Source organism: Streptomyces sp. SPB074 (assembly GCF_000154905.1).
In the GTDB taxonomy this organism is placed as follows: Bacteria; Actinomycetota; Actinomycetes; order Streptomycetales; family Streptomycetaceae; genus Streptomyces.
In genome coordinates this window covers 5,478,176-5,487,069 of the sequence record NZ_GG770539.1, presented here as the reverse complement: position 1 = coordinate 5,487,069, position 8,894 = coordinate 5,478,176, and the positions used below count along the sequence as shown (strand labels likewise).

The following is an 8,894-nucleotide window of genomic DNA, read 5'->3' as shown; positions in this document are numbered from 1 at the left end:
GCCGCGCTCAGTTCCGTACGCCGTTGTACGGGACAGTCGGGTGGCCCCGGGGCGGGGCCGGTGCTCAGACCGCCAGGGAGCGGTCCGTGGGGCGGATCGGGGCGGGCAGGGAGCTGGCCCCGGTCAGGTAGTGGTCCACGCCGCGCGCCGCGGAGCGGCCCTCGGCGATGGCCCAGACGATGAGGGACTGGCCGCGTCCGGCGTCCCCGGCGACGAAGACGCCGGGCACGTTGGTCTCGAAGTGCTCGTCGCGGGCGATGTTGCCGCGCGCGTCGAGGTCGAGGCCGAACTGCTCGACGAGGCCGTTGGACTGGTCGGTGCCGGTGAAGCCCATCGCGAGGGTGACCAGTTCGGCGGGGATCTTCCGCTCGGTGCCCGGCTTCTGGGTGAGCTTGCCGTCCACGAACTCGACCTCGGCGAGGTGCAGGAAGCGCACGTTGCCGTCCTCGTCGCCCTCGAAGTGGGTGGTGCCGGCGGAGTAGATCCGCTCGCCGCCCTCCTCGTGCGCGGAGGTGACCTTGTAGAGCAGGGGGAAGGTCGGCCAGGGCTGCGAGGCCGGGTTCCGCTCGGCCCCTGGCTTGGGCATGATCTCCAGCTGCGTGACCGAGGCGGCGCCCTGGCGGTGGGCGGTGCCGACGCAGTCGGCGCCCGTGTCGCCGCCGCCGATCACGACGACGTGCTTGCCCTCGGCGGTGATCGGCGGGGTGACGTAGTCGCCCTCCTGCACCTTGTTGGACAGGGGCAGGTACTCCATCGCGTAGTGGATGCCCTTGAGTTCGCGGCCCGGGACCGGGAGGTCGCGCGAGACGGTGGCCCCGGCGGCGATGACGACGGCGTCGTAGCGGCGGCGCAGCTTCGCGGCGTCCAGGTCGCGGCCGATCTCGACGCCGGTGCGGAACTTGGTGCCCTCCGCGCGCATCTGCTCGATGCGGCGGTTGATGTGCCGCTTCTCCATCTTGAACTCGGGGATGCCGTAGCGCAGCAGCCCGCCGATGCGGTCGGCGCGCTCGTAGACGGCGACGGTGTGCCCGGCGCGGGTGAGCTGCTGGGCGGCGGCGAGGCCGGCGGGGCCGGAGCCGATGACGGCGACGGTCTTGCCGGAGAGGCGCTCGGGGACGCTCGGCGCGACGTCGCCGGTGTCCCACGCCTTGTCGATGATGGAGACCTCGACGTTCTTGATCGTCACCGGCTGCTGGTTGATGCCGAGGACGCACGCCGACTCGCACGGGGCGGGGCACAGCCGCCCGGTGAACTCGGGGAAGTTGTTCGTGGCGTGCAGGCGCTCGGCGGCGGCGGACCAGTCCTCGCGGTAGGCGAAGTCGTTCCACTCGGGGATGAGGTTGCCGAGCGGGCAGCCCTGGTGGCAGAAGGGGATGCCGCAGTCCATGCAGCGGCTGGCCTGCGTCGAGATGATCGGCAGCAGGGAGCCGGGGACGTAGACCTCGTTCCAGTCCTGGACGCGCTCGGCGACGGGACGGGTGCGGGCGACCTCGCGCCCGTGGGTGAGAAAGCCCTTGGGGTCAGCCATGGGTCGCCGCCTCCATCATCTTGTCCTGGGTCTCGTTCTCCGAGAGCCCGGCCCGCTCCGCGGCGTCCTTGGCGGCGAGCACGGCCTGGTACGTACGGGGAATGATCTTGCTGAACCGGTGGACGGCGTTGTCCCAGTCGGCGAGGAGCTTGGCGGCGACGGTGGAGCCGGTCTCCTCCTGGTGGCGGCGCACGGTCTCGTGGAGCCACGCGGTGTCGGTGTCGTCCAGCGTCTCGGCGACCGAGGCGAGGGACTCGCCGTTGACGTTGTTCCGGTCGAGGTCGATGACGTAGGCGATGCCGCCGGACATCCCGGCCGCGAAGTTGCGCCCGGTCGTGCCGAGGACGAGGGCGCGGCCGCCGGTCATGTACTCGCAGCCGTGGTCGCCGACGCCCTCGGAGACGACGGTGGCGCCCGAGTTGCGCACGCAGAAGCGCTCGCCGGTGCGGCCGCGCAGGAAGAGTTCCCCGGCGGTGGCGCCGTAGGCGATCGTGTTGCCCGCGATCGTGGAGTACTCGGCGAGGTGGTCGGCGCCCCGGTCGGGGCGGACGACGACCCGGCCGCCGGAGAGGCCCTTGCCGACGTAGTCGTTGGCGTCGCCCTCCAGGCGCAGCGTGACGCCGTGCGGGAGGAAGGCGCCGAAGGACTGGCCGGCGGAGCCGGTGAAGGTGATGTCGATCGTGTCGTCCGGCAGGCCGGCGCCGCCGAAGCGGCGGGTGACCTCGTGGCCGAGCATCGTGCCGACGGTGCGGTTGATGTTGCGGATGGCGACCTGGCCGCGCACCGGCGGGGCCGCTTCGGGCGAGGCGGCGGCCAGGGCGTCGGCGGCGAGCTTGATCAGCTCGTTGTCGAGCGCCTTGGCGAGGCCGTGGTCCTGCTCGGTGACCTGGCGGCGGGCGGTGCCCTCGGGCAGCCCGGGGACGTGGAAGAGCGGGGCGAGGTCGAGGCCCTGCGCCTTCCAGTGGTCCACCGCGCGGGTCGTGTCGAGGTACTCGGCGTGGCCGATGGCCTCGTCCAGGGTGCGGAAGCCCAGCTCGGCGAGGAGTTCACGGACCTCTTCGGCGATGAACTCGAAGAAGTTGACGACGAACTCGGGCTTGCCGGCGAAGCGCTCGCGCAGGACGGGGTTCTGCGTGGCGATGCCGACGGGGCAGGTGTCGAGGTGGCAGACGCGCATCATGACGCAGCCGGAGACGACGAGCGGGGCGGTCGCGAAGCCGTACTCCTCGGCGCCGAGGAGCGCGGCGATGACGACGTCGCGGCCGGTCTTGAGCTGGCCGTCGGTCTGCACGACGATGCGGTCGCGCAGCCCGTTGAGGAGCAGGGTCTGCTGGGTCTCGGCGAGGCCGAGTTCCCAGGGGCCGCCCGCGTGCTTGAGCGAGGTGAGCGGCGAGGCGCCCGTGCCGCCGTCGTGGCCGGAGACGAGGACGACGTCCGCGTGGGCCTTGGAGACACCGGCGGCGACGGTGCCGACGCCGACCTCGGAGACCAGCTTGACGTGGACGCGCGCCCGGGGGTTCGCGTTCTTGAGGTCGTGGATGAGCTGGGCGAGGTCCTCGATGGAGTAGATGTCGTGGTGCGGGGGCGGCGAGATGAGGCCGACGCCGGGCGTGGAGTGCCGGGTGGTGGCGACCCAGGGGTAGACCTTGTGGCCGGGGAGCTGGCCGCCCTCGCCGGGCTTGGCGCCCTGGGCCATCTTGATCTGGATGTCGTCGGCGTTGACGAGGTACTCGCTCGTGACGCCGAAGCGGCCGGAGGCGACCTGCTTGATCGCGGAGCGCCGGGCGGGGTCGTAGAGGCGGTCGGCGTCCTCGCCGCCCTCGCCGGTGTTCGACTTGCCGCCGAGCTGGTTCATCGCGATGGCGAGGTTCTCGTGCGCCTCCTTCGAGATGGAGCCGTACGACATGGCGCCGGTGGAGAAGCGCTTGACGATCTCGGAGACCGGCTCGACCTCGTCCAGCGGGACCGGGCTGCGCCCGGTGCTGAAGTGGAAGAGGCCGCGCAGCGTCATGAGCCGCTCGGACTGCTCGTTCACGCGCTCCGTGTACTTCTGGAAGATGTCGTAGCGGCGGCTGCGCGTGGCGTGCTGGAGGCGGAAGACCGTCTCGGGGTCGAAGAGGTGCGGTTCGCCCTCGCGGCGCCACTGGTACTCGCCGCCGATCTCCAGGGCGCGGTGCGCGGAGGGGATGCCGGTGGGCGGGTACGCCTTGGCGTGGCGGGCGGCGACCTCCTCGGCGACGACGTCGATGCCGATGCCGCCGATCTTGGAGGTGGTGCCGGAGAAGTAGGTGTCCACGAAGTCGGCGGCGAGGCCGACGGCCTCGAAGACCTGCGCGCCCCGGTAGGAGGCGACGGTCGAGATGCCCATCTTCGACATGACCTTGAGGACGCCCTTGCCGAGCGCCTTGATGAGGTTGCGGATGCCCTGCTCGACCTCGGTGTCCGGGAGGAAGGTCCCGGCGCGCACGAGGTCCTCGACGGACTCCATGGCGAGGTAGGGGTTGACGGCCGCGGCCCCGTAGCCGATGAGGAGCGCGACGTGGTGGACCTCGCGGACGTCGCCGGCCTCGACGAGCAGGCCGACCTGGGAGCGCTGCTTGGTCTTGATGAGGTGGTGGTGGACGGCGGCGGTGAGCAGCAGCGAGGGGATCGGGGCGTGCTCGGCGTCCGAGTGGCGGTCCGAGAGCACGATGAGGCGGGCGCCGGCCTCGATGGCGGCGTCCGTCTCGGCGCGGATCTCCTCGATGCGGGCGGCGAGCGCGGCGCCGCCGCCGGAGACGCGGTAGAGCCCGGAGAGCGTCACGGAGGTCAGTCCGGGCAGGTCGCCGTCGGCGTTGATGTGGATGAGCTTGGCGAGCTCGTCGTTGTCGATCACCGGGAAGGGCAGGGTCACGCCGCGGCAGGAGGCCGCGGTGGGCTCCAGGAGGTTGCCCTGGGGGCCGAGCGTGGAGCGCAGCGAGGTGACCAGTTCCTCGCGGATGGCGTCCAGCGGCGGGTTGGTGACCTGCGCGAAGAGCTGGGTGAAGTAGTCGAAGAGGAGCCGGGGCCGGGCGGAGAGCGCGGCGATCGGCGAGTCCGTGCCCATGGAGCCGATCGGCTCGGCGCCTGCCTTGGCCATCGGCGCGATGAGGACGCGCAGTTCCTCCTCGGTGTAGCCGAAGGTCTGCTGGCGGCGGGTGACGGAGGCGTGCGTGTGCACGACGTGCTCGCGCTCGGGCAGGTCGGGCAGCTCGATCTCGCCGGCCTCGACCCACTCCTCGTAGGGGTGCTCGGCGGCGAGCGCGGCCTTGACCTCGTCGTCCTCGATGATGCGGTGCTCGGCGGTGTCCACGAGGAACATGCGGCCGGGCTGGAGGCGGCCCTTGCGGACGACCTTGGCGGGGTCGATGTCGAGGACGCCGACCTCGGAGCCGAGGACGACGAGGCCGTCGTCGGTGACCCAGTAGCGGCCGGGGCGGAGCCCGTTGCGGTCGAGGACGGCGCCGATCTGGACTCCGTCGGTGAAGGCGACGGCGGCGGGGCCGTCCCAGGGCTCCATGAGGGCCGAGTGGTACTCGTAGAACGCGCGGCGGGCCGGGTCCATCGAGGTGTGGTTCTCCCACGCCTCGGGGATCATCATGAGCACGCAGTGCGGGAGCGAGCGGCCACCGAGGTGGAGGAGTTCGAGGACCTCGTCGAAGGACGCCGAGTCGGAGGCGTCGGGCGTGCAGACGGGGAAGATCCGCTCCAGCGACTCGCCGGGGAAGAGGTCCGAGGCGAGCTGCGACTCGCGGGCGCGCATCCAGTTGCGGTTACCCTTGACGGTGTTGATCTCGCCGTTGTGCGCGATGAAGCGGTACGGGTGGGCGAGCGGCCAGCTCGGGAAGGTGTTCGTCGAGAAGCGCGAGTGCACGAGGGCGACGGCGCTCGCGAAGCGGCGGTCCGAGAGGTCGGGGAAGAACGGCTCCAGCTGCCCCGTGGTGAGCATCCCCTTGTACACGATGGTGCGTGCGGAGAGCGAGGGGAAGTAGACGCCGAGTTCGCGTTCGGCGCGCTTGCGGAGCAGGAAGGCGCGGCGGTCCAGCGCGATGCCGGTGGCGGGGTCGCCGGTGGCGGGGTCGGTGCCGGCGTCGGCGACGAAGAGCTGCCGGAAGACGGGCATGGTGGCCCGGGCGGCGGCGCCGAGGAGCTGGGGGGCCACGGGGACCTCGCGCCAGCCCAGGACGGTGAGCCCTTCCTCGCGGGCGAGGATCGCGACGGCGTCGGCGACCTCGTCGGGCTCGTTGTCGGGGAGGAAGGCGATGCCGACGGCGTACGCGCCGGGAGCGGGCAGCTCGAAGCCGGCCACCTCGCGCAGGAAGGCGTCGGGGATCTGGGAGAGGAGGCCCGCGCCGTCGCCGGAGTCGGGCTCGGAGCCGGTCGCGCCGCGGTGCTCCAGGTTCTTGAGCACCGTGAGTCCCTGCTCGACGAGCGCGTGGCTCGCCTCGCCGGTGAGGGTCGCCACGAAGCCGACGCCGCAGGCGTCGTGCTCGTTGCTGGGGTCGTACAGGCCCTGGGCGGCAGGGCGGGCGTCCATGTGGGCCCAGGAGGTCGTGGTGACCGCCGGGCGCGTGGCCGCTGCCTGCGGGGACTGCGGGCGCGGTGTACGCATCGGCTCTCCCGTCGTCGTCGGTGGCATATGACATGTGCCGAGGGACGACGTTGGCCCTCATGCGAAATTTCGAGCAGGTTACATGATGGAAGCAATCCCGGAAACCGGATACTGCGTTCCACCATGCGGACAGCCACCCGAAGGAACCCGCAGCTCGGGCGGGGTGCCGACGGTCCGGCTCCGGTGCGGCCGGGGTGGGCCGGGAGGCGTGCGGCGACCGGCCCGCGGCGGGGGGCCGGCCGCCCGCGGCGGTCCGGTGGCGGCACCGGTCGGGGTGCTGGTCGAGCGAAAGCGGTCGGGGGCCGGAAAAGCCCGGCAAAAGCCGGGCGGGGGCCTGCGGGGTGCGGGGGTCGCGCCTCGCGGGCCGGGTGGACGGGCGACGCTGCCCGTGGCGCGTACGGCTCATGCCCTGTCGCCGCCTGACTGAAACCGGCCGGAAACGACTACTTATGCAAAGTTCCGTATAGGCGCTCGGTCACCTCACCCTAGGGCCGCCCCGAAGAGATTGCCCAGGAGGTACGTCACACCGGCCGCCGCCCCGCCCAGGACGAGCTGCCGCGCTCCCCCGTACCACCACGTACGGGCCGTCACGCGGGCCACGACGGCACCGCAGCCGAAGAGGCCGAGCAGCGCGAGCGCCACGGCCGGCCACAGGGCGCTCGCGCCCAGCAGGTACGGCAGGACGGGGAGCAGCGCGCCGAGCGCGAAGGAGACGAAGGAGGAACCGGCCGCCACGAGCGGCGAGGGCAGGTCCTCGGGATCGACGCCCAGTTCCTCGCGCGCGTGCACCTCCAGGGCCTGCTGGGGATCGGCCGAGAGCTGCCGGGCCACCTCGGCGGCCAGGCGCGGCTCGACGCCGCGCGCCTCGTAGACGGCGGCCAGCTCCGCCAGCTCCTCCTCCGGGTTGCGCCGCAGCTCGCGCCGCTCGACCTCCAGCTCGGCGAGGACGAGTTCGCGCTGCGAGGCGACCGAGGTGTACTCCCCCGCCGCCATCGAGAAGGCGCCCGCCGCGAGCCCGGCGAGCCCGGTGAGCACGACGGTGTGCGGCGCGACGGACCCTCCGGCCACGCCGCTCATGAGCGCGAGGTTCGACACGAGCCCGTCCATCGCCCCGAACACGGCGGGCCGCAGCCAGCCCCCGTTGACGTCCCGGTGGTGGGGGTGCGGGGGCGTGGGGACGGCGGGGGCGGGGCCGCCGGCGGGGGTGAGGGGGGCGGGCCCGCCCGGGGTGACGGGAGCGGGGTCGGGCGGGGGCGGGGTGGCGGTGTCGAGCGGCGTCATGCCCGGGGGTCCTTCACGGTCGGCTGAGCGGAACGGGACGCTCGAAAGTACGCGCGAAAAACGACGGCTGCCAGCAAGGAAGGCCGTACTTACCGCACGTACCGGCCGCGGCGGCCGCCCCGGGACACGGACCCGCGCCCCCTCCCGCGCCCCGGTCCTCCCCCCCTTCTCGTACACCGGTCCGGGCGCACGACAGGCGCACAGCGCCCGGCCGCGCGCCCGCCTCCTGCCGTGCTCCGCTCCCGCGACCGCCGAAAGAGTGGTTCTCCCCCGCGAGCCTGCGCTCTTCGCCTCGAACGTCGCCCGAACAGCGCCGTGGATGGCGCAGGATCAGCGGACGGAGAGCGGGACGAGGAGTCCCGCCGCAGGCCGCCCGAGGAGGCGCACGATGGCCACCACGGTGAGCGCGGAACCGGCCGCGGCGGAGTCGAGAGCGCGCGGCGCGCTCCTCGGCCTCGCCGTCGGGGACGCGCTCGGCGCGCCCGCCGAGAACCTGAAACCGAGCGAGATCCGACGGCGCTGGGGCCGGATCACGGGGTACGTGGCCGAGCGCCCCGCGGGCACGGACGACACCGAGTACGCCCTCTTCTCCGGCCTGCTGCTCGTGCGCCACGGGGCCGGACTCACCGTCGCGCACGCGGAGGCGGCCTGGCGCGAGTGGCTGACCGACATCGACGCGGGCGCCTTCCGCGGCGCCGGGTTCAGCGAGCGCGGCACGGTGGAGAACCTGCGGCGCGGGCTCGGCGCCCCCGCGAGCGCGCAGCACCGGCACCCGTGGAGCGACGGCCTCGCGATGCGGGCCGCGCCGTTCGGCGTGTACGCGGCGGGCGACCCTGCCGAGGCGGCGCGGCTCGTCGCCGTGGACGGCGCGGTGAGCCACGAGGGCGAGGGCCTGTACGGCGGGCAGGCGGTCGCGGCGGCGGTCGCCGTGGCGATGACCGGGGCGGGCCCCGGCGAGGTGGCGGAGGCCGCGCTCGCCGCCGTACCGGCCGATTCGTGGACGTACCGCTCGCTGGGCCGCGCCCTCGTCGCCGCGCGCGAGGGGGAGCGGGCGCTGCGCGCCGCCGTCGTCGTGCGCGCCTACCCGTGGACGGACCTCGCGCCGGAGGCGGTGGCTCTCGCGCTCGGGGCGTACGCGCTCGCGGACGGCGCGTTCCGCACGGCGGTGCTCGCCGCCGTGAACATGGGGCGCGACGCCGATACGACCGCCGCCATCGCGGGCGCGCTCGCGGGCGCGGCGGGCGGCGTCGAGGCGATCCCGGCGGAGTGGGCGCGCCGCATCGGCCCCGCGCGCGGCTCCTGCCTCCCCGCGATGGCGGGCCGCCACGTCCTCGACCTGGCCGGGCAGCTCCTGGAAGCCCGCCGTGCGGCGGAGCAGCGCGTCACACCGCCGCGCGCGCCCCAGGGCGGCCCCCTCCTCCCTACCCCGTCGTCCTCCGGAGCCACCGCATGAGC

Annotated in this window: 4 protein-coding genes; 1 reads left to right on the top strand and 3 read right to left on the bottom strand. The window is 73.5% G+C overall.

What is annotated here, in order from left to right:
* Positions 1–64 precede the first annotated feature (64 nt).
* The 3 genes from SSBG_RS23265 to SSBG_RS23255 all read right to left on the bottom strand — a co-directional run bounded on the left by SSBG_RS23265 (position 65) and on the right by SSBG_RS23255 (position 7,439).
* Entirely contained in the window at positions 65–1,528 is a 1,464-nt protein-coding gene (locus SSBG_RS23265; RefSeq protein ID WP_008748517.1) for a glutamate synthase subunit beta, read from the bottom strand.
* Positions 1,521–6,083, bottom strand: a complete 4,563-nt coding sequence (gene gltB, locus SSBG_RS23260) for a glutamate synthase large subunit (RefSeq protein ID WP_008748516.1) — start codon at positions 6,081–6,083, stop codon at positions 1,521–1,523. The genes SSBG_RS23265 and gltB overlap by 8 nt, the downstream gene beginning before the upstream one ends.
* A 555-nt stretch (positions 6,084–6,638) precedes the next feature.
* Complete coding sequence (locus tag SSBG_RS23255) at positions 6,639–7,439, bottom strand: VIT1/CCC1 transporter family protein (RefSeq protein ID WP_008748514.1); 801 nt, start codon at positions 7,437–7,439, stop codon at positions 6,639–6,641.
* 388 nt (positions 7,440–7,827) lie between these two features.
* Between SSBG_RS23255 and SSBG_RS23250 the strand changes: the two genes are divergently transcribed.
* Positions 7,828–8,892, top strand: a complete 1,065-nt coding sequence (locus tag SSBG_RS23250) for an ADP-ribosylglycohydrolase family protein (protein ID WP_078491394.1) — start codon at positions 7,828–7,830, stop codon at positions 8,890–8,892.
* Positions 8,893–8,894: the final 2 nt, after the last annotated feature.

Coding starts and splice junctions, on each gene's coding strand:
- SSBG_RS23265 (WP_008748517.1), bottom strand. CDS start 1,528: ATGGCTGACCCCAAGGGCTTTCTCACCCACGGGCGCGAGGTCGCCCGC.
- SSBG_RS23255 (WP_008748514.1), bottom strand. CDS start 7,439: ATGACGCCGCTCGACACCGCCACCCCGCCCCCGCCCGACCCCGCTCCC.
- gltB (WP_008748516.1), bottom strand. CDS start 6,083: ATGGACGCCCGCCCTGCCGCCCAGGGCCTGTACGACCCCAGCAACGAG.
- SSBG_RS23250 (WP_078491394.1), top strand. CDS start 7,828: ATGGCCACCACGGTGAGCGCGGAACCGGCCGCGGCGGAGTCGAGAGCG.